At 66.2% G+C, this 19,332-nt stretch carries 16 protein-coding genes; 10 read left to right on the top strand and 6 right to left on the bottom strand.

Features of this window, described 5'->3' with window-relative positions; translation table 11 throughout:
* Nucleotides 1-67: 67 nt before the first annotated feature.
* Nucleotides 68-1,123, top strand: a complete 1,056-nt coding sequence (locus tag AC1DNC_RS14495; protein ID WP_476863232.1) for a 2,3-butanediol dehydrogenase — start codon at nt 68-70, stop codon at nt 1,121-1,123.
* 93 nt (nt 1,124-1,216) lie between these two features.
* On the opposite strand, the gene AC1DNC_RS14490 is transcribed toward AC1DNC_RS14495, so the two are convergent.
* From AC1DNC_RS14490 to AC1DNC_RS14480, 3 genes are all read right to left on the bottom strand, one after another.
* Nucleotides 1,217-1,585 (bottom strand): PH domain-containing protein, encoded by a 369-nt coding sequence (locus tag AC1DNC_RS14490; RefSeq protein ID WP_346960349.1) that lies wholly within the window; start codon nt 1,583-1,585, stop codon nt 1,217-1,219.
* Between the two features lie 704 nt (nt 1,586-2,289).
* A complete protein-coding gene (locus tag AC1DNC_RS14485; protein ID WP_476863231.1) occupies nt 2,290-3,876 on the bottom strand; it encodes an alkaline phosphatase D family protein in 1,587 nt (528 codons plus the stop codon).
* Between the two features lie 153 nt (nt 3,877-4,029).
* Nucleotides 4,030-4,482, bottom strand: coding sequence for a DUF4383 domain-containing protein (locus AC1DNC_RS14480; protein WP_476863230.1), 453 nt, complete (start codon nt 4,480-4,482; stop codon nt 4,030-4,032).
* Nucleotides 4,483-4,690: 208 nt separating this feature from the next.
* On the opposite strand from AC1DNC_RS14480, the gene AC1DNC_RS14475 reads away from it, so the two are divergent.
* Together AC1DNC_RS14475 and AC1DNC_RS14470 are read left to right on the top strand one after the other, a co-directional pair.
* On the top strand, nt 4,691-5,191 hold the full coding sequence (locus tag AC1DNC_RS14475) for an SRPBCC family protein (RefSeq protein WP_476863229.1): 501 nt from the start codon (nt 4,691-4,693) through the stop codon (nt 5,189-5,191).
* Between the two features lie 201 nt (nt 5,192-5,392).
* Complete coding sequence (locus AC1DNC_RS14470) at nt 5,393-6,607, top strand: NAD-dependent epimerase/dehydratase family protein (protein ID WP_476863228.1); 1,215 nt, start codon at nt 5,393-5,395, stop codon at nt 6,605-6,607.
* Between the two features lie 64 nt (nt 6,608-6,671).
* Here AC1DNC_RS14470 and AC1DNC_RS14465 read toward each other — a convergent pair whose 3' ends face one another.
* Nucleotides 6,672-7,850, bottom strand: a complete 1,179-nt coding sequence (locus AC1DNC_RS14465; RefSeq protein ID WP_476863227.1) for an aminotransferase class V-fold PLP-dependent enzyme — start codon at nt 7,848-7,850, stop codon at nt 6,672-6,674.
* Between the two features lie 262 nt (nt 7,851-8,112).
* Between AC1DNC_RS14465 and AC1DNC_RS14460 the strand changes: the two genes are divergently transcribed.
* From AC1DNC_RS14460 to AC1DNC_RS14445, 4 genes are all read left to right on the top strand, one after another.
* Complete coding sequence (locus AC1DNC_RS14460; RefSeq protein ID WP_476863226.1) at nt 8,113-9,324, top strand: acyltransferase family protein; 1,212 nt, start codon at nt 8,113-8,115, stop codon at nt 9,322-9,324.
* An 871-nt stretch (nt 9,325-10,195) separates the two neighbouring features.
* Nucleotides 10,196-11,167 (top strand): excalibur calcium-binding domain-containing protein, encoded by a 972-nt coding sequence (locus AC1DNC_RS14455; RefSeq protein WP_476863395.1) that lies wholly within the window; start codon nt 10,196-10,198, stop codon nt 11,165-11,167.
* Between the two features lie 286 nt (nt 11,168-11,453).
* Nucleotides 11,454-11,657: a cold-shock protein gene (locus tag AC1DNC_RS14450; RefSeq protein ID WP_056738746.1), complete on the top strand. Its 204-nt coding sequence runs from the start codon at nt 11,454-11,456 to the stop codon at nt 11,655-11,657.
* A 209-nt stretch (nt 11,658-11,866) separates the two neighbouring features.
* On the top strand, nt 11,867-12,331 hold the full coding sequence (locus AC1DNC_RS14445; RefSeq protein ID WP_476863225.1) for a hypothetical protein: 465 nt from the start codon (nt 11,867-11,869) through the stop codon (nt 12,329-12,331).
* A gap of 185 nt (nt 12,332-12,516) precedes the next feature.
* On the opposite strand, the gene AC1DNC_RS14440 is transcribed toward AC1DNC_RS14445, so the two are convergent.
* Complete coding sequence (locus tag AC1DNC_RS14440; protein WP_476863224.1) at nt 12,517-14,346, bottom strand: AfsR/SARP family transcriptional regulator; 1,830 nt, start codon at nt 14,344-14,346, stop codon at nt 12,517-12,519.
* Nucleotides 14,347-14,449: 103 nt separating this feature from the next.
* Here AC1DNC_RS14440 and AC1DNC_RS14435 point away from each other — a divergent pair, with 103 nt between their 5' ends.
* Both AC1DNC_RS14435 and AC1DNC_RS14430 read left to right on the top strand, forming a co-directional pair.
* Complete coding sequence (locus AC1DNC_RS14435) at nt 14,450-14,644, top strand: hypothetical protein (protein WP_476863223.1); 195 nt, start codon at nt 14,450-14,452, stop codon at nt 14,642-14,644.
* An 81-nt stretch (nt 14,645-14,725) separates the two neighbouring features.
* Nucleotides 14,726-16,345 (top strand): alkaline phosphatase D family protein, encoded by a 1,620-nt coding sequence (locus tag AC1DNC_RS14430; protein WP_476863222.1) that lies wholly within the window; start codon nt 14,726-14,728, stop codon nt 16,343-16,345.
* A 109-nt stretch (nt 16,346-16,454) separates the two neighbouring features.
* Here AC1DNC_RS14430 and AC1DNC_RS14425 read toward each other — a convergent pair whose 3' ends face one another.
* Nucleotides 16,455-17,348 (bottom strand): glucose 1-dehydrogenase, encoded by an 894-nt coding sequence (locus AC1DNC_RS14425; RefSeq protein WP_476863221.1) that lies wholly within the window; start codon nt 17,346-17,348, stop codon nt 16,455-16,457.
* Nucleotides 17,349-17,691: 343 nt separating this feature from the next.
* Here AC1DNC_RS14425 and AC1DNC_RS14420 point away from each other — a divergent pair, with 343 nt between their 5' ends.
* Nucleotides 17,692-18,831: a TerC family protein gene (locus AC1DNC_RS14420; RefSeq protein WP_476863220.1), complete on the top strand. Its 1,140-nt coding sequence runs from the start codon at nt 17,692-17,694 to the stop codon at nt 18,829-18,831.
* Nucleotides 18,832-19,332: the final 501 nt, after the last annotated feature.

Raw genomic sequence — 19,332 nt, 5'->3', positions numbered from 1 at the left:
TACCCGGGCACGCCGCAGCCCCGGGTGTCGAAAGATCGCCACCTCCACAGAAATGGAAAGGACCATCATGAAGGCAGCACGCTTCCATGCCCGCAAGGACATCCGAATCGAGGACGTTCCGGAGCCGGAGCTCCGGGCCGGCGCGGTAAAGATCGACGTCGCGTGGTGCGGCATTTGCGGCACGGACCTGCACGAATACCTGGAAGGCCCCATTTTCTGCCCGGCCCCGGGACAGCCGCATCCGCTCTCGCACGAGGAGTCGCCGGTGACTCTGGGGCACGAGTTCTCCGGCACGGTGTCCGAGGTTGGTGACGGGGTGGAGGGGCTCGCGGTGGGGGACAACGTCGTCGTCGAACCCTATTTTGTGGACGGCGACTGCGACATGTGCCAGGCGGGCAGCTACCACCTGTGCCGGCAGATGGGCTTCATCGGGCTCTCCGGCGGCGGTGGCGGGCTCAGCGAAAAGATCGTGGTTGACCAGCGGTGGGTGCACCCCATCGGCGACATCCCCCTGGATGAGGCGGCCCTGATTGAGCCGCTCTCCGTGGCGCACCACGCGGCGGCGCGCAGCGGAGCCAAGGCCGGCGACGTGGCCCTGGTGGGCGGGTCCGGCCCGATCGGGCTGCTGACCGCGGCCGTCCTCAAGGGCAAGGGCGTGACGACGATCATCAGCGAGCTGACCCAGGCGCGGAAGGAAAAGGCCCTCTCCAGCGGCGTGGCGGACCACGTGCTGGACCCCAGCCAGGAGGACGTCCCGGCCCGGGTGCTGGAACTCACCGGCGGGACCGGCGCCGACGTCGCTTTCGAATGTGCCGGCGTGAACGCGGTGCTGGACACCATGCTCGAGGCCGTCCGGCCCGGGGGAGTGGTGGTCAACGTCTCCATCTGGGGCGCGCCGGCCACCGTGGACATGCAGAAGCTGGTGCTCAAGGAGATTGACCTGCGCGGCACCATCGCCTACGTCCGGGACCACCCCGCCGTGATCAGGATGGTGCAGGAGGGCAAGGTAGACCTCAAGCCCTTCATCACCGGAAGGATCGCGCTCGACGACCTCGTGGAACAGGGCTTCGACACCCTGATCAACCACAAGGACACCGCCGTGAAGGTGCTGGTGCATCCCTAGCGGCGGAAGCTGAGAGGGGAGCCGTCGGCAGTCCCGAGCCACAGCTGTTCTCGCCCGGCCCGCATGCCTGGACCGCCTTCCCGCTGTTTAGTGCTACGAGCCAAGCACCGAATGCGCGATCAACATGTCGAGGCGCCGGATGTCCGCCTTCTTGCCCACCTTGATCTTGATGTGCCCGGCCCGGGTCCACAGCTCCAGTTCAGCATCCAGATCAAAGCGTCCCGCGTTCTCGGACGACCACATGTTGATGGCCGAGTAGGGCAGTGAGTAGACCTCTACCTTCTTGCCCGTGATGCCCTGGGCATCGCGGACGATCATCCGCTTGGTCGTGAAGATCGCGCTGTCCCGGAAGGTCCGGTAAGCGGCAACGGGCTCCTCGCCCGGGACCAGCAACTCCATGACGTCATTCGGAATCGGGCATTCCTCGACAAACATCCACGTCGTTACTGCTGCGGCTTCCAAAGAGGCTCCTTCTAAAGGGATAGTGTTTGCGTTCAGTGTTGCAAATCATGGGCTGGTTTTATCCCTTTCCGAACGGGCGTGTTGCCGGCACGACGTCGCGACCGGCTGTTGGCCCTCAAGCACGCGCGACCCATGGGCCCGCTGGTGTTTGAGGGGGAACCGCGGGGTAATTGGGTCGCTTTTTCCGGCGGCCCCGTCTTTCAGTCTTGAGTGTTGGCGTCAGCTGGGGGTGCCATGAGGCCCCGGAGATCCATTCTTCTCTTGAGGACGGAGACCTTCGGCGTCGGAAATCCTGCGTCCCGGAGTTCCTGTGCCTTCCATTGCGCACCCGTGGCCCTTTTGAAGGACTCGATATAGCGTCTTCGGGCTTGGTACAGCACCTGTTCAGCCTCATGCATTGCTTTAAACGTATCCAGCACATCTGCGGCGAGCTCGAGCTGCTGTTCCGTACGGCACTGATTTGTCCGACGGAGGAATTCCAAGGGGTCCTGGCTAGTCATGACTCATCGTATCGATCGGTAGCCACGACGGAACAGGACCATCGGGACGAAGTCGACTCGGGTTTTGAGACCCCGGCGGTCCGGTCCGCAGGGTCACGTCTTGGGGCCGCGCAAAACCCCCGGCCGAGCGGACTCGGCCGGGGGTTTCGACGGTTTCGACCCGCTCGGTACCTAGAGCCTCAGCACCGGAAGACGAAGTAGGCCCTACCTTGCCACCAGCCCCGGCACCCCGTCCCGGATCTCAAACGACGCCTTAGTGCTCACCGGTGCCCCCGGCGTCGTGACGTAGTCCAGCGTCCGGAAGGCGGCGGTCATGGCGTCCTTGGTGATGCGGGTGTTCACGTAGCCGCGGTTGTCGTTGTAGAACTTCAGGTGCGGGTTCCAGGCCATCGTGGCGTCCGTGGTGGAGCCGGTTCCATTGCCGGTCGAGGTGATCGAGGTGCACACCAGTTCGGAGCCGACCACGGGGGAGGCCGGGTCCTTGTAGTCCACCTTGACGTCGTTGGCCCAGTTGCGGTGCACGTCGCCGGTCAGGACGACGGCGTTCCGCACGTCCGCGTCCACCCAGCCCTGCGTGATCCGGCGCCGTGAAGCGGCGTAGCCGTCCCACCCGTCCATGGAGACGTCGTCGATCTCCGGAGCCTGGTTCCGGTCCCGCTCGGCGAAGAAGACCTGCTGGCCCAGGATGTCCCAGCGCTGCGTGGAGTTCCGGAAGCCCTCCAGCAGCCACTGCTCCTGCTCGGCGCCGGTGATGGTGCGGTCCTCGGCCAGCCGCTCGGCCACGTTCTTCCGCCAGCCGTCGCCGGCCAGCTGGTCATCCCGGTACTGCCGGGTATCCATCATGTGGAAGTTGGCCAGCTGGCCCCACTGCAGCCGCCGGTAGATCTTCATGTCGGCGCCAGCCGGCACGGACGAAGGCCGCAGCGGCATGTTCTCGTAGTACGCCTGGAACGCCGCCGCCCGGCGCTGCCGGAAGTGCTCGGTCGTGTCGTTCAGCTGCCCGGCGTCCCGGTTCTCCGGCACGTCGTCCGCCCAGTTGTTGTCCACCTCGTGGTCATCCCAGACCACCAGCCACGGCGCCACGGCGTGCGCGGCCTGCAGGTCGGCGTCGGCCTTGTACTGCGCGTGCCGCTGCCGGTAGCCGGCCAGGTTCACCGTCTCCGGGCCCTCGTGGTCGCGCGGGTTGCCGCCGCCGATCACGTAGCTGTCCTTCTTGTACTCGTACAAGTAATCGCCCAGATGCAGCACCAGGTCGGGGTGGTCCTGCGCCAGCCGGGCGTAGGCGGTGAAGTAGCCGTGCTCGTACTGCGCGCAGCTGGCGAACGCCATGGCCAGCGCCGCCGGCGTCTCGTGCAGCGCCGGGCTGGTCAGCGTGCGGCCGACGGCGCTGAGGTGACGGCCGGCGCGGAACCGGTAGAAGTATTCACGCCCCGGCCGCAGCCCGCGCAGCTCCACGTGCACCGAGTGTGCGGTCTCGATCCGGGCCTGCTCGACGCCGCGTGCCACGACCGTGCGCATAGCCGCGTCCTCGGCCACTTCCCAGGCCACCGCAACGTTCCGGGCGGGCATGCCGCCCAGGCCGTCCTCGGCCACGGGGTCCACGGCCAGTCGCGTCCAGAGCACGAAGCCGTCCGGCCACGGTTCGCCGGAGGCGATGCCGAGCCGGAACGGGTCGGTGCGGAGACCGGCGTCGTCCGCGGGGGAAACGGCGACGGCGGCGCCCGGCCAGGCGGCGACGAGCCCGGCACCGAGGCCGGCGGAAAGAACGGATCTGCGGGAAATGTTGTCCATGCCCGCCACGCTATTCACGCCGGATTGACCCAATCCAAGGAAGACATGAATGGGCAGTTAACTGCGTGACAAGACCTGACACAACAACCGCGCCCGCCGGGTTCCGGTGGGCGCGGTTGTCGGGAAGGAGCGGTGCTCCGTGCGGGCTCTGGCTTAGGCGTGTGCCTTGGCGCGGCCCTTGGTGAGGATGACTGCCAGCGCGATCATGCCGGCGCCGAGCACCAGGTGCAGGATGTTGTCCAGGCTGTTCAGCGGCACGAAGTCGCCGGCCGAATCCTCCGGGACCACCAGGCCATACACGAACAGGACCAGGTAGACGACGCCGCCGTAGAGCAGGAAGGAGCGGGCGCCGGTGGCAGTGCGGGCCAGCAGCAGGCCTGCGGCGCCGAAGAGCAAGTGGACGATGTTGTGCAGGACCGAGACCTGGAACAGGCCCAGCAGCATGGCCTCGGAGTGGTGGCCGGCGAACTGCAGTGAATCGTAGTTGGTGGTGATTCCCGGGACGAAGCCCAGGATGCCGACCAGCAGGAAGACGGCGCCGACGGCGAGGCTGGCCTTTTGGACGGTGGTGCGGGTTGCGGTTCGGGTGTGGGTCGTGGTTGTCATAGCTGGCTCCTTGGGTGCGGGCTTGCGGTGAGGGAGCGGCCTGTGGTTCGGCCGGTCCTGTGCTTATGCCAGCAATTCGGAGGACTCGGGGCGGTGGATTGCTCGCGGCAGTATCAGGCCTTCCTGCTGCGAGCCGAAGGCACCCCCGGCGGCTACCCGCGGCGACAAGCAGCGGCGGAAGGGGGGAAGCGTCTGTAAGGATGGACTCATGGTTCAGCACAGCATTCGCCAATACCAGGACTCGGTCACGGTCAACGCATCAGCCGAGACGCTCTACGACCTGGTTTCCGACATCACCCGTACCGGCGAGTGGAGCCCGGTTTGCACGTCATGCTGGTGGGACGACGAGGACAGCGCCGGCCAGGTCGGTGCCTGGTTCACGGGCCGCAACGAGCTTCCGACGCGGTCCTGGGAAACCCGGTCGCAGGTGGTGGCGGCCGAGCGTGGCCGCGAATTCGCGTGGGTGGTGGGCGGCAAGTATGTGCGCTGGGGCTTCACCCTCACCCCGTCCGACGCCGGAACTGTCCTGAGCGAGACGTGGGAATTCCTGCCGGAGGGGATCGCCATGTTCGGGGAGAAATTCGGCGACGGGGCGGACGCCCAAATCGCGGACCGCACCCAGCAGGCGCTCGACGGCATTCCGAGGACGCTCGCAGCGATCAAGCGGATCGCCGAGTCCAGCAATCCGGCTGGCGTCGTCCGAGCCTAGCGCTACTGGGCTCCCGTCCCGGCGCGGAACTCCCGCACCCGGGCCTGGTAGGCGCCGTCGTTGCAACCTCGCGGGCTGAAGTCGCACTATGAGCTGACCCAAACCATTGACTCATGGGCAGAGTTGCTCTACGTTCTCGAACTACAGAACCATTCATGCATTTTGTAAAAGCGGAAAGCGTGATTTTCATGGGGCTCAGCCATGATTGAGACGAACGACAATGTGCTCATGATTCTTGGCGGGGATGGGTATTTAGGCTGGACGCTGGGTCTGGCGATGGCCAACCGCACCGGCCGGCAGGTGGTTCTGGTAGACAACCTCATCAAGCGCCGCTGGGAAAAGGAAGCCCGGGCCAAGGTCCTGGTGCCCCTACGGAGCCCCGAAGTGCGCATCGCGGAGTACACACGGATCTTCGGGAAGGCGAATCTCTCATTCGAGAAGGTTGAACTGCTGGATCCAAAGGCAGTTGAGAACGTCCTAGCAAAGTACCGGCCCGCCGTGGTCATTAATGCGGCCCAGCAGCCCTCGGCGCCGTTTTCAATGAGCAGCGCCGAAAATGCGGCCGCCACTTTTACGAACAATATCGTCGGCCACCTCAACGTGCTGTGGACTATCGCGCACCTGAGCAAAGCGACTAAATACATCAAGCTGGGCTCTGGAGGCTGCTACATGGCCACCGATACCGATGCTGTCCCGCTTGGCAAGCACGACTTCGCTTTCGAACACGAAGGCCGGCAGCACAAGGTCCTGCAAAGCTTCCTCCCGATGCAAGCCACCGACTTTTACCATCAGTCGAAGATCGCCGACCTGCTGATTGATGACCTTTGCTCCAAAATGTGGGGCTTGAAAGTCATGACAGTCCAGCAAGCCACCATCTTTGGCGCAACGATTCCGGAAAACCATGCACCCGAGCGGGGCGGCCTGGCTGCCAGGTTCAATTACGACGCCGTCTTCGGCACGGTCATCAACCGCTTTGTCTGCCAGGCCGTCGTCGGCCATCCCCTCACTGTCTACGGCGACGGCACCCAGAAGACCGGCCTGATAAGCCTGACCGATACGGTCGAAAACTTCCTCAAGTTGATCGACCTCGACGTCGAGGCCGGTGAACACCAGATGGTGCACAATTTCACCCACCGCTTGAGCATCGGCGAAATAGCCCAAAAACTCGCAGACATCGATTCCTCGGTCAAAATCGAGCATGTCGCCAACCCCCGCCAGGAAGCGACCGGCAAGCTGGAACCCCATGTCGAGGTGCACGAGGCCATCAGGGCCTGTCACAGGGACCTGGAGGCCCGGCTGCAGGCAGAATTGGCCGCCATGCTCGAGTTCACGCGCCGCTACAAAGACAACATCGAGCCGTCCATCATCATGCCGAGGGTCAAGTGGTCGCCCACCGAACAAGCTGCTGCCCGCTAACCCCTTGCCCGCTGACCCGCTGCCCGCACAGACCCACCGCCCGCCCTTGCCAGCCGCGTAAACGCTAGGTTCTGCCGCCGTCGAGGAATTCCCGGGTAAGCCGGGCCAAAACCGCGACGTCTTCCAGCCTGGACTCGTGGATGAAGGAGATTCGGGCTACGTCCTGGATGGGCTTGAGGTAGATGCCGCGCTCCGTCAGGAATCCGCATAGGCCGGCCGGATCGGGGGTGCGGATCGAGACGATGTTGCTTTGCTGCGTGCCGTGATCAATAAAGTCCAGGTTGTGTTCGTGCAGAACAGCCTTGATCCCCGCTAGAAGCTCAAGGTTTTTCTGTTCGATGGCGTCCATCCCAACGGCGTTGGTTTCCCTTAGTGCCGCATGCAGGGCCGCCAGCCCGCTGACATTTTGGGTGCCATCCTGGAAGCGCGCGGCCGTACTTTTCAGCACGTAGGAATTCTCGTCGAAGCGTTCCACGCTGCGAATGCCCGCTTTGCTGTCGCGCAAGAAGGGCATGACGTTCCGGTTTACGTACATGAACCCGATGCCCATTCCGGCGCGCAGATACTTTTGGCCGCCGCACACCAGGATGTCCACCGGGGTTTTGGCCAGGTCAATCCTCCGCGCACCAAGGTGCTGGACGGCGTCGACAATCAGGAAGATGCCCCGGCCGTGGCACACGTCCGAAAGTAAGCCGAGAGCGGGCATGAATCCGTCGTACTGCTGGGCCGAGGAGATGCTTATGGCCCTGGTTTGGGGGCCGATGCTCTCGAGCAAACGCAGGAACGCGCCTTCATTGTCGCGGCCCGTGATTACCTTCACGGTCACGCCGTCTTGGCGCTTACGCAGCCACGGCAGCAGATTTGCGGGATATTCGTTGCCGAGCACCAATACCTCATCGCCCCGCTGCAACGGCAAGGCTTCGCTCGCCATCATGATGCCTTCGGTCGTATTTTTTAGGTACGTGACTTCCTCCGCCGAACAATGGAGCAGCCGGGCGGCTTCGGTGGCCATGTCGTCTGCCAGTGTGTCGTATTGGTAGAGAACTTCGGGAGGCCCATAGAGGTAAAAATCCGCCATGAATGTGCGTGCGGCTTCATAGGCGGCCCGGCTCATCGGCGCAACGGTGGCATAGTTGAAAAGTATTTTCTCGGATAACGGCGTGAGGCCTTTGCGGACTGGGCCGGGGAGCGCCGCAGCCTCGATTGCCTGCGCTTTGGAGGCCAGAGTTGCACTCTTACGCATGGTTGCCTCCCCGCCTGGCACCTCTACCTCGACCCGTACTGAGTGAAGCTCAAGTTATAGCCCCGGTGACCGCGTGTCACGAGTAGTCAATACCCGGAAAGCGCCCGCTTTCAGAAGGCATGCCGCTGCGGGGCCGGGGGATGCGCCCGGGAATTCTCCCTCGGGAACCGGACTGCGACGGTCCGCGGCGAGGTCCCAAATCCAGGTCCGCGAGCTATTGCCGGCCAGCAGCAAAATGTAACGAACTGGTAACATGGGGCTGATGCCGAAACAGTCTGGAACCACCCGAGTCACGCAATTGGACGGCCTCCGTGGGCTCGCCGCCCTGGTGGTCGTCGCCTGCCACGTGCTCTCCGTCGTGCCCGGAATTGGCCACGTCGTGTTCGATGAACGCTCCCGTCCGCTCAACAGCGCGGAGATGTGGGCGGTGTTCTCGCCGCTGCACTTGCTCTGGAACGGCACGCCGGCGGTCCACGTGTTCTTTGTGCTCTCCGGCTTTGTCCTGATTCTGCCCCTTACCCAGGCCGGCCGGGGCAAGGGCTGGGCCTCGTATTACGTCAAGCGGCTGCTGCGGCTCTACCTTCCGGCCTGGGCGGCCCTGGGGCTTGCGGCGGCGCTGATCGCGCTGGTGCCCCGCACGGCGTCGCCGTTGCAGAGTTCGTGGGCTGACATGTACGTGGTGGACCCCGAACTTGGCCGGGTGGCCCGCGACGGGTTGCTGGTGCTCGGCGCGAGTACCGTGAATACGCCGTTATGGACGCTGCGGTGGGAGGTGCTGTTCTCGTTGCTGCTTCCGCTTTACGTCCTGATCGCCCTCAAGTGGCGGCGCATCTGGCACCTGAAACTGGCGCTCGCCGTCGGCCTGACCGTGCTGGGCGCCCTGCAGGAAGTGCAGTGGCTGATCTACCTGCCGATCTTTGCCATCGGTGCGATCCTGGGCGTCGAGCGGGACCGGATCCGGGAGCTGACCGACTCTTGGCCGCGGCTCGTCTGGCTCCCGTTGACCGCCGCTGGGCTCTTCCTGGCCAACGCCGAATGGATCAGCCCGGCCAAACCCGTCAAGGGTGTGGAGGCGCTCATCACCGTCGGCGCCACACTGCTCGTCCTTGTGTTCCTGCTGACCGCTTCCGCGAAGAAGTTGGGAGACACCGCCGCCGCACAATGGCTGGGCCGCATCTCCTTCAGCCTGTACCTCGTGCACCTGCCGATCATCCTGGCCTGCGTGACGCTAATGCGGGGAGTCTCGCTGCCGCTGGCGCTCGCCGTCGCCGTCGTCCTCTGCTTCGCGGCGGCTGAACTGTTCTACCGCTATGTGGAACAGCCTGCCCAGCGCCTCTCGATCGCTGCCGGACGTGCGGTGGACCGGCGCCTTGGCGGCAACAGGGGCGGGCAAACCCCGGTGGTGCCGGACGTCGCGCCCGAGGCGGCGACGACGTCGGCCGCCAGCGTCCGGGAGCGGGAGCCCGTCTCCTAGCCGGCCCGAGGGGTGGAGAAATCGTCGTCGGTCGATTGGTAAGTGGTGCGCTCTGGAAGCGCCATTGCCGGCCGACAATTGGGCTGCTTTTCATTCGTTAGGAATCGGCTGGAAACGGGTAGGTAATTCCAGCGAAAGCTGTGGCATAGTTCTCTCAGTTGAATCTTGAAGTAGTTGAATATTGGGGGAATGAGCTTTGAAAGTTTGCCGCGCCACACCCGCTTCGTCTTGGACACGTCGCCTAGCGGAATTGATCACAGTCGTTGCAGTTGTCACTGCCTCCGGGGTGCTGCCTGCAGTCGCATCTTCGGACGTTACGAGTACCAGTGAGCCGACTGCCGTTGTTCAAGACAGCACGCTGACCGTCTCAACCCCGTCTCTTTCGGGCGACGCCACGGTAGGTGCGACGCTGACGGTCGATCCCGGTCTCTGGACCCCGGGCACCACATTCGAGTATCAGTGGCTGGCTGATGGAGTTCCCCTGGCGGGGGCGACCGAGGCCGCCCTGCTCATTGGCGCAGACCACGTCGGGAAGGCGATCTCGGTACAAGTGACCGGCTCCAATCCCGGCTACGACGTGAGCACGGTGACGTCCGCTGCCGTGGTGGCCAAATACGCCCTCGCCGCTGGCACCCCTAGTATCTCTGGCACTACCAGGGTCGGATATGTACTGTCCGCCGACCCCGGCAGTTGGGCACCGTCCTCCGTCTCGTTTAGCTACCAGTGGTACCGCGCCGGAGTTGCCATCACCGGTGCTACGGGGTCGACCTACACCCTGACACCAAGTGACCTGGGTACCTCGCTGGTAGTGGGCGTGGCCGGTTCCAAGCCCGATTACACCACCGCAACGGCCCTGTCCGCGGCGACCGGGATGGTAACGGAGGGTGCGCTGCTCGGGTCTGCGCCCCGCATCACCGGTACGGCCCGGGTGGGATACGTCGCAACTGCGAATCGCGGCTCTTGGTCGCCGGCCCCCTCGGCGTTCCGCTATCAGTGGTACCTTGCCGGTCGAACAATTTCTGGAGCGACCGCTGCCACTTATAGAATCCCCGCCAGCGCCGCCGGTGCGAGACTCACCGTCCGCGTCACCGCTTCCGCGGCTGGCTACACCACCGTCAGCAAGTTGTCCGCAGCGACTGCGGTAGTGGCGAAGGGTGTGCTGGCAGGGTCCACGCCTCGGATTACCGGCACTGCCCGCGTTGGACGTGTGCTGACCCTCAGCCGTGGATCCTGGTCCCCGGCGCCCGTTGCCTACCGCTACCAGTGGTACCGTTCCGGCCGGGCGATTGCTGGGGCAACCGCCGCGACTTACCGGATCCCCGCCAGCGCTGCCGGTTCGAGACTCACAGTGCGCGTTACTGCATCTAAAGCCGGCTACACCACTCTCGGCAAGACCTCCGGAGCAACTGCTGTCGTGGCTAAGGGCATACTGGCGGGGTCGACCCCGCGCATTACCGGTACGGCCCGCGTGGGGCGTTTGCTGACCCTGAACCGCGGATCCTGGTCGCCCGCCCCTGTCGCATTCCGTTATCAGTGGTACCGCTCCGGTCGGGCGATTGCTGGGGCAACCGCCGCGACTTACCGGATCCCTGCCAGCGCTGCGGGTGCCACTCTGTCGGTCCGCGTCACCGCGTCCAAGGCCGGATACACAACCCTCGGCAAGTCTTCCGCCGGCCGCAGAGTTGCCGTTCCTGCGCCCGCTGCCCCGGTTCCCGTCGTTTCGGCGGTTTACTACGCTAACTGCTCTGCTGCCAGGGCGGCGGGCGCGGCCCCGATCTTTATCGGACAGCCAGGTTACAGAAGCCCTCTTGACCGGGACAGTGACGGTATCGCCTGCGAGTAGGGCCCTGAAGCTCCGGATGCCTAGCCAGGGGGAGTTTTCCAGAGCTCCTCAGAATGGGAGGTTGGGTGTCCGGGCCCGAGGGGACCGCGGGGCTGTATGACGCGTGGTAAACCGGCCCGCCAAACTCCGGTAGAGTAGATCCTGTTGTTGTGTTTATGCAGTTCGTAGTTCAGGCAGTACGCACGGTCGAAAGCCCGTGTTCTTCTGAAGCAGCGGTTTTGAGCACCCCACACTGGAGGACCCGAAAGTCGGGACTTTTCCTCCACCTTCACGAAGGACAAAAATAATGGCTACTGGTACCGTCAAATGGTTTAACGCTGAAAAGGGCTTCGGCTTCATTTCCCCCGATGACTCCTCGCAGGACGTTTTCGCGCACTACTCCGCGATCAACTCCTCCGGCTTCCGCTCCCTCGAAGAGAACCAGAAGGTCTCCTTCGAAACCGAGCAGGGCCCCAAGGGTCCTCAGGCCACCAACATCCAGGCTCTCTAATTCCTTAGAGACCCGGGACCGTTAGGTTTCGAGCAGGGCCCGTCTTCGGACGGGCCCTGCTTTTGTTTAACCCGGAAGTGCCCCGCGGCGCTGTCCCCTCCCCGGAAACGCCCCCTAGACACCGCACACCCGCGGGAGCATTCTGATGCTGTCCGCGGTCGCCACCACGCGGAACCCCAAGGAGCGGCGAGGGAAGCTGGCATCAGACCATGAGCGAAGCACCAGACGCCCGGCAACGGCTGTCCGACCGGATCGACGAGAAACAACGGGCCGTCCGTGCCTACCTGGCCCGTGAACGGCCCCGGCGGAACCGGCTTTCCAACGTCAGCATCGTGGGCAGCGGCCTGGCCGCCGCACTCACCGCCGGACCCGCGGTAGGCGGCACCGGCTTCACCCACGCCACGGCCGGCCTGCTCTCGCTCAGCGAGGACTCGATCGTCTGGCGGGTGCTGTGCCTGCTCGCCGTGATCCTCTCCGTCGCCGCCGCGCTGTCCACGAACTTCGCCACCTCACGCTCCGTCGCGGACCGGGTCAGCGCCGCGGAGACCTGCAGCGCCCAGCTCGAAAGCCTCGCCGTCTCGCTGGACGTCGGGCACATCGACGTCGACGAAGCCGTCAAGCTCTACCAGCAGTACGCCGGGCAGGTTCCGTTCGTGGACACCGCACGCGCTTGAGGGCGCCCAGCTCGGTTGCTCTCTCACCTATGGCTGTTCTGGAGCCGTCAGAACAGCCCTAGCTGAGAGAGCATCCGGGGCCGCTGGCACGGCACCCGCCGCAACGGCAGGGCGCACCCGCCCGACGTCGGCCCGGTCCGCGGACGGGCGCACCAACCCGACGTCGGCCCCGGCGGCGGGCCGATTCACCTCGCCTGCCGCCGTGCCACCCACCCCGCCAGCGCCGGGTTGTCGATCTCTTTGGCGAGCCATTGCGCCGATTCCGCGGCGTCCGGATCGCCCAGCGCGGCCCGGTGCGACTGCGCGCGCACCGCGAATTCGCGCATCCCCGACCGGCTGGCCAACGAACCCAGCCGGTCGGCGAACTCGGAGGCCCGCGGCGACCCGGCCGCCAGCGCCACCTCGGCCGCGACGTCCAGCAGCCGGGCCGAGTACCAGAGATACCACGGGCTCGGTTCCAGGCCGCGGCCCACCCAGTGCTCCGCGGCGGCCAGGTCCCCGTGCGCCAGGAACAGCCGCGCCTCGGCCCCGGCAGCGAGGGCCATGTAGCAGTGGTCGCCGGCCAGCTCGGCCATCACCCAGGACCGGTCGATCATTGCCGCAGCCTGCTCGAGCTTTCCTGCGGCCAGGTAGGTCTCGCCGCGCAGCCCCGCGACGAAGGGTTCGAACGCCGTCCAGTGCTCCGCGGCCACGCCGGCCAGAGCACGGTCCAAACACGCTCCCGCCGGGCCCAGCTCGCCTCGGATCAGATGTACCCGTCCCAGCAGCGCCTCACCGAATGCCTGCTGCCGGCGATTCCCCGCCTCGGCAGCCAGCCGCACGGATTCCGCCAGGGCAGCCACAGCATCCCCGTAGCGTGCGATGTCCGAGGCCAGCATGCCCTGGATGGCCAGAACCCTCGATTGCTCGTCCGGGAATCCCTTGGCCGCCCGCATGGCCTTCGCCAGCCAGCCGGCGGCCCGGTCCGGCACGCCCCGCTGCACGGCCAGGTAGCCCAGCTCCCGGTAGGCGGCAGCGGCGGTGCGGGAGCCGCCGTCGGGCGCTTCCGCGGTCAGCGCGCGGTGCAGGAAGTCGGCCACCTCGGCGCCGCGTCCGCCCGCCTGGTGGATCACCGCCCCGGCGAGGGTGACCAGCGCCTCGGCCAGCAGGTGACGCTCGCCCGCCCGTTGAGCCAGTTCGACGGCGAGGCGCAGCTGCGCGAGCCCGCGGTCCACCGCGCCGGCCGAGAGCGAGGTGGCGCCGGCGTCGAGGTAGGACCGGACGGTGGCCGCGTTCGCCGGAGTGCTGGCATCCGCGGCGGACCCTGGTTCCGAGAGCGCCCGGCTGACCTCCTCCGGCAGCGGCAGGCCCAGCTCCGCGCGGTACAGCTCGCCGAACCTGGTGACCTGCTCGCGGGCGCGGCGCCGCTCACCGAGGGCCACCAGCGCCTTGACCAGCACTGCGGCGCAGTCGGTGTTGAACGGATCCCGCTGCAGCGCCCGGGATGCGAGGGCGGCCGCCTCCGCCGGGGCGCCGGCCGCCAGCGAGGCCAGCGCGGCGTCGTAGAGCAGGGACTGCACCGCGTTCTCCAGCCGGAACCGCTGGTCCGCGAGCCAGGACTCGAACACCGGACTGTCGGCGAAGTTCAGGCCCTCCAACAGCTGACCCTCGAACCGGCGCGGGTCCACGTCCCGGGCGGCGGCGGAACCGAGCTCCAGCACGTCGCAGCGCCAGGGCGGCGCCAGCTCCAGGCGTAAGGGGTCGCCCGCGATCGCCGGCCCGCCGAGCACCCGGCGCAGCTCGGACAGGTTCCATCGCAGGGCACCCAGGGGATCCGCGGCGTCCGGGAAGAGCAGCGCTGCCGTTCGGGCGCGCGCGACGCCGGCCGGGCTCAGGGCGAGGTAGGCCAGTACCGCCCACGCCTTGCGGCCCCGGGGCTGCGCGGGAGGCGTGCCCCTCTGTTGAGGGCCCGCGGGCGCTGTGTCAGGGGGTTCGATCCGGGGCGGGCCGAGGAGCCGAATCCAGGTGTCGGCCATACCGGCAATTTTACCGCCGGAACGCCGCTCACACGCCGGCTCACACGGTCCCAAAAGACACTGAAGCCATCCAGTCACCACCCACCACCGAGGTGCAATACCAATGGAAGTTCTCGCTATCCTGCTCGCCGGTTCCGCGCTGGTCGCGATCCCCGGGACGTTCGTCGCCATCCTCCGGGACGGCCACGGCCACACCCCCGAGGTGCGGTCCACCGAACCGTGGAAAGCCGGCAATCTGCCGAGCGAACCGTACGCGTCGGCGAATCGGAGTTTCCCGCCCGCGCTCTGGTTCCGGTAACCCGCCGGCGTCGGGCGCTGGCCCGGTGCCGTTCACTCGCCCGCCACCGACGGTTCACGCGGACCGTCAAGGCTGGGACGCATGACTGATTTCACCCGCCGCAATGTCCTCAAAGGTGCCCTGGCCGCTGCCGGCGCCGCCGCCGTCGTCCCCGCTACGGCTGGAGCGGCCAGCGCCGCCCGTCCCGCCGGCGTCGCCCTGGTCCGCAACCGCCTAACCTTGCCGTCCGGCATCGCCACCGGCGACGTCACCACCGGCTCCGGCGTGCTGTGGTCCCGCGCGTCGGGCCCGGGCCGGTTGGTGGCGAACCTGCTGGCGGTCGACGACGGCGGGTCCCCGCTCCGCGGCGGCCGCGCCTTCCGGCGGGTGCTGCGGGGGAGCGCCGCGTCCGAGGCGACCGACTTCACCGCCAGGATCAACGCCGAACACCTGCCCGCCGGGACCCGCTTCGCGGTCAGCATGCACTTCGAGGACGCCGACGGTCACGCCGGCGAGACCGCGCAGGGCTCCTTCAGCACCGCCCCGGCCACCGGGCTGCTCCGCAGTGGCCGCGCCGCGCGGGGCCAGAGCTTCGTCTGGAGCGGCGACACCGCCGGCCAGGGCTGGGGCATCAACGAGGAGATCGGCGGGATGCGCGGCTACGCGGCCATGCACGCCACTGCGCCGGATTTCTTCATCCACTCCGGTGACACGATCTACGCCGACGGTCCGATCAGCGCCGAGGTGACCGAGCCGGACGGCCAGGTGTGGCGCAACCTCGTCACCGAGGAAGTCTCCAAGGTGGCCGAAACGCTCAACGAGTACCGTGGCCGGCACCGCTACAACATGATGGACAAGAACATCCGCGCGCTCTACGCGGAGGTCCCGGTCATTGCCCAGTGGGACGACCACGAGACGCACAACAACTGGTACCCGGGCCAGATCCTGACCGACAGCCGCTACACCGAACGCCGCGTGGACGTGCTCGCCGCCCGCGGCCGCCAAGCGTGGCAGGAGTACCAGCCGATCGCGGGCGTCAGCGCCGGCGGCACCGGCTTCGAGCCCGCCCGGATTTACCGCAAGATCAGCCGCGGCCCGCAGCTGGACATCTTCTGCCTCGACATGCGCACCTACAAGGACGCCAACACGGACGGCAAAGAAACCCACCTCACCCACATCCTCGGCCAGGAACAGGCCGACTGGCTGATCCGCGAGGTGAGCAAGTCCAAGGCAACCTGGAAAGTCATCGCCAACGACCTTCCGCTGGGCCTGGTGGTGCCGGACGGCCCGGTCAACCAGGAGTCACTCTCAAACCGCGACGCCGGCGCCCCCTTGGGCAAGGAGCTCGAGCTCGCCGGGGTGCTCTCCGCGTTCAAGCGCAACCGGGTTAAGAACGTGGTCTGGCTGACCGCCGACGTGCACTATTGCGCCGCCCACCACTACTCGCCCGAGCGCGCCGCCTTCACCGACTTCGATCCGTTCTGGGAATTCGTGGCCGGTCCCATCAACGCCGGCAGCTTCGGCCCGAACGCCCTGGACGGCACCTTCGGCCCGGAGGTGGCGTTCTTCAAGGCCGGCGCCTATGCCAACGAATCCCCGCGCAGCGGCGAAAGCCAGTACTTCGGCCACGTGGACCTCGGCGCCGACGACGTCTTTACGGTCAGCCTGCGCAACGCCAACGGCGCAGTGTTGTGGAGCAAGGCGCTGCAGCCCGAGCGGTAGGCGGGGAGCGGCGGCAGCCCGGCGTCGGGACCCAAGTAGCTCGCAGTTGTTGTCGTTATGAGCGCTCAAAACGACAACAACWGCGAGCCAGTTGGGCGGACAGGGTGGGTTACGGCGTCGGCATGCCGCCGTTGACGTTGAGCGTCTCACCGATCACGTAGCTGGACTCGGCCGAGGCGAGGAACACGTAGGCGGGCGCCAGTTCGGCCGGCTGACCGGCGCGCCCCAGCGGCGTTTCCTTGCCGAACTCCGGCAGGTCCTCGGTGGGCTGGCCGCCGCTGGCCTGCAGCGGGGTCCAGATCGGGCCGGGCGCCACGGCGTTGACCCGGATGCCCTTGGGCGCGAGCTGCTGGGCCAGGCCCTTGGTGAAGTTGTTGATCGCTGCCTTGGTGGAGGCGTAATCCACCAGGGTTTCGGAGGGCTTGTACGCCTGGATCGACGTGGAGTTGATGATGCTGGAGCCGGCCGGCAGGTGCGGCAGCGCCTCTTTGGTGAGCCAGAACATCGCGTACACGTTGGTCTTGTAGGTGTGGTCGAACTCGACGTCGGTGATGTCGCCGAGGGCCTTCTGCGCCACCTGCTTGCCGGCGTTGTTGACCAGGATGTCCAGGCCGCCGAGTTCCCGCACGGCCGTCTCCACGAGTTCCCGGCACACCGCCGAATCCTTCAGGTCGCCGGGGACCTTGACTGCCTTGCGGCCGGCTTTTTCGATCAGGTTCGCGATCCGGGTGGCGTCTTCTTCCTCTTCGGGAAGGTAGGACATCACGACGTCGGCCCCTTCGCGGGCGAACGCGATCGCCGTCGCGGCGCCGATTCCGGAGTCCGCGCCCGTGACGAGTGCCTTGCGGCCTTCCAGCCGGCCGGTGCCGCGATAAGTTTCCTCGCCCAGATCCGCCTTGGGCGTGAGCTTGGCGTCCAGGCCGGGTTCCGGCTGGCTCTGCTCGGGCGGCTCAATCTGCTCGTACGCCGTAACGGGGTTCCTGAACGTGTACTGGTCAGTCATAGTTCTCCTCCGATGGTTGCGTTGCGCCCGGCACCTTTTGCGGGGCCGGACATCGACGGCGGGTGGATAGCACAACACGCTAAGCATGCTTAGTAATTACCCTAGTCAGATCGGGGGAGCGGATGCAACGAGGTTGCGGCCGGGTTCCCGATTGGCTTTGGACGACCATCCTCGACCGTTGTCGGCCGGGGGTGAAGTGTGCTTCACTTTTTAGGTGGAGGGGAGTATCCCCCAAATGTTCCGTCGTCAGTACGGCCGCCCCTGAGCGGCCCGGCGGGCAGGCCCGTTGGGGCCGGGAGAGACCTCCAGTTGGTATTGACTGACTGGAAGCGGGTGCTCCTCGATGAATGTTCCTTTCTGGGCCTGGTTGGCCGTCCTTGGCGTGATTGTCCTGATGCTGGCGGTAGACCTCTTCGCCCACCGCAAAGCCCACGTGATCGGCGTTCGTGAAGCGGCCCTGTGGTCCGCGGTCTGGGTCGCGTTCGGCGTTGGCTTTGGCGTCCTGGTGTGGCAGCTCTACGGGGCCGAGTTCGGCCAGCAGTACTTCGCCGGCTACCTGATCGAAAAATCCCTGGCGGTAGACAACGTCTTCATCTGGGCGATCATCTTCACCTACTTCGCCGTGCCCCGCGAGTTCCAGCACCGGGTGCTTTTCCTTGGCGTGCTGGGCGCCCTGGTGTTCCGCGGCATCTTCATCGCCGCAGGCTCCGCCATCATCGCCAGTGCCGGGTGGGTGCTGTACCTCTTCGCGGCGTTCCTGCTCTTCACCGGCTACCGGATGATCCGCCAGCGCAACGAGCACCCCGAGCCGGAGAAATCACGGGCGTTGAAACTCTTCCGCCGGTATGTCCCAATGACGGATAAGTTCCACGGGCAGAAATTCCTGGTCCGCAAGAACGGCCTGGTGCTGGCCACCCCGTTGCTGGCCGTCCTGGCCCTGGTGGAGGTCACTGACATCATCTTCGCCGTCGATTCGATCCCGGCGATCTTCGCGGTCACCGATGAGGTGTTCCTGGTCTTCACCGCCAACGCCTTCGCGATCCTTGGCCTGCGTGCCATGTACTTCCTGCTCGCCGACCTGATTCACCGGTTCATCTACCTCAAGGTCGGCCTGGCGCTCGTCCTGGTCTGGGTCGGCATCAAGATGCTCCTGAAAATCGACATCTACTACATCCCCACCCCGCTGTCCCTGGGTGTCATCGCCACGATCCTTGGCATCTCTATCGGTGCCAGCCTGTGGGCCACCCGCGGCCAGGAGCGTAAGGCTCCCGAGGGGCCGGCGCGGGCTCCGTTCGGGACCGCTACCGCCGCCGAGATGGCTGGGCTGGAACCACTGTGGCGGCGTCCGTCGCGTAAGCAAACGACGACGGCGGGCGGCGGTGGGGAGGGGGAGCCCGGAAGTGGGGGACAGGACGCTCCGGAGGCCGAGGCTCCGGCGCCCGAGGCTCCGGCACCGGTTACCAGGGCATCGGACGCTCCGTAGCCGGGACGCACGCGACGGCAGGGAACGAACGCGCATGAACGACGACGGGCCGCTGCTGGCCCGGCGCATGCTGCGTCTCAGGCTGGGTCGATCGCCGTCGGCTCGGACTGTGACCCACTCCATACGAGCCCAGTGCCGGCCGGTTGGGGTCCCTGGGCCTGCTGCAGCGGCTGAAATCCGCGCCGTTCCGGGGATTGTGACGGGCAGAGGCGTCCCTGGGGGTCGATTTGTTCCGGGTCGGGTTGGTGTGTAGAGTAGTTCGAGTCGCCGCCGCTGAAGCGGAAAGATAGCGACCGACCCCCTTGTTGAACGGCCTGGAAAATGGTGCGGATTTCCGTGCTGGTTTTTTGGGTGGGGACCCTTCCATTGCTTCGAATTCGGCGAATACGCTGGTTTGCAAAGCGGTTGGTGATCGGGTAAGTTTGAAAAGTTGCTCCGGAGTGATCCTGGACCGTTGGGTTTGGGTGGTGCCGGGTGTGTCTGTTGTTTGAGAACTCAATA

This window comes from Arthrobacter sp. 01N442 (assembly GCF_056399345.1).
The sequence above is the reverse complement of the archived record's forward strand: the minus strand, read 5'-3'. Positions and strand labels throughout refer to the sequence as shown.

Excerpts from the sequence above, each read along its gene's own strand:
- AC1DNC_RS14485 (WP_476863231.1), bottom strand. The coding sequence starts at position 3,876 with ATGGACAACATTTCCCGCAGATCCGTTCTTTCCGCCGGCCTCGGTGCC.
- AC1DNC_RS14495 (WP_476863232.1), top strand. The coding sequence starts at position 68 with ATGAAGGCAGCACGCTTCCATGCCCGCAAGGACATCCGAATCGAGGAC.
- AC1DNC_RS14420 (WP_476863220.1), top strand. The coding sequence starts at position 17,692 with ATGAATGTTCCTTTCTGGGCCTGGTTGGCCGTCCTTGGCGTGATTGTC.
- AC1DNC_RS14425 (WP_476863221.1), bottom strand. The coding sequence starts at position 17,348 with ATGACTGACCAGTACACGTTCAGGAACCCCGTTACGGCGTACGAGCAG.
- AC1DNC_RS14470 (WP_476863228.1), top strand. The coding sequence starts at position 5,393 with ATGATTGAGACGAACGACAATGTGCTCATGATTCTTGGCGGGGATGGG.
- AC1DNC_RS14430 (WP_476863222.1), top strand. The coding sequence starts at position 14,726 with ATGACTGATTTCACCCGCCGCAATGTCCTCAAAGGTGCCCTGGCCGCT.
- AC1DNC_RS14475 (WP_476863229.1), top strand. The coding sequence starts at position 4,691 with ATGGTTCAGCACAGCATTCGCCAATACCAGGACTCGGTCACGGTCAAC.
- AC1DNC_RS14440 (WP_476863224.1), bottom strand. The coding sequence starts at position 14,346 with ATGGCCGACACCTGGATTCGGCTCCTCGGCCCGCCCCGGATCGAACCC.
- AC1DNC_RS14480 (WP_476863230.1), bottom strand. The coding sequence starts at position 4,482 with ATGACAACCACGACCCACACCCGAACCGCAACCCGCACCACCGTCCAA.
- AC1DNC_RS14450 (WP_056738746.1), top strand. The coding sequence starts at position 11,454 with ATGGCTACTGGTACCGTCAAATGGTTTAACGCTGAAAAGGGCTTCGGC.
- AC1DNC_RS14460 (WP_476863226.1), top strand. The coding sequence starts at position 8,113 with ATGCCGAAACAGTCTGGAACCACCCGAGTCACGCAATTGGACGGCCTC.
- AC1DNC_RS14445 (WP_476863225.1), top strand. The coding sequence starts at position 11,867 with ATGAGCGAAGCACCAGACGCCCGGCAACGGCTGTCCGACCGGATCGAC.
- AC1DNC_RS14455 (WP_476863395.1), top strand. The coding sequence starts at position 10,196 with ATGGTAACGGAGGGTGCGCTGCTCGGGTCTGCGCCCCGCATCACCGGT.
- AC1DNC_RS14435 (WP_476863223.1), top strand. The coding sequence starts at position 14,450 with ATGGAAGTTCTCGCTATCCTGCTCGCCGGTTCCGCGCTGGTCGCGATC.
- AC1DNC_RS14465 (WP_476863227.1), bottom strand. The coding sequence starts at position 7,850 with ATGCGTAAGAGTGCAACTCTGGCCTCCAAAGCGCAGGCAATCGAGGCT.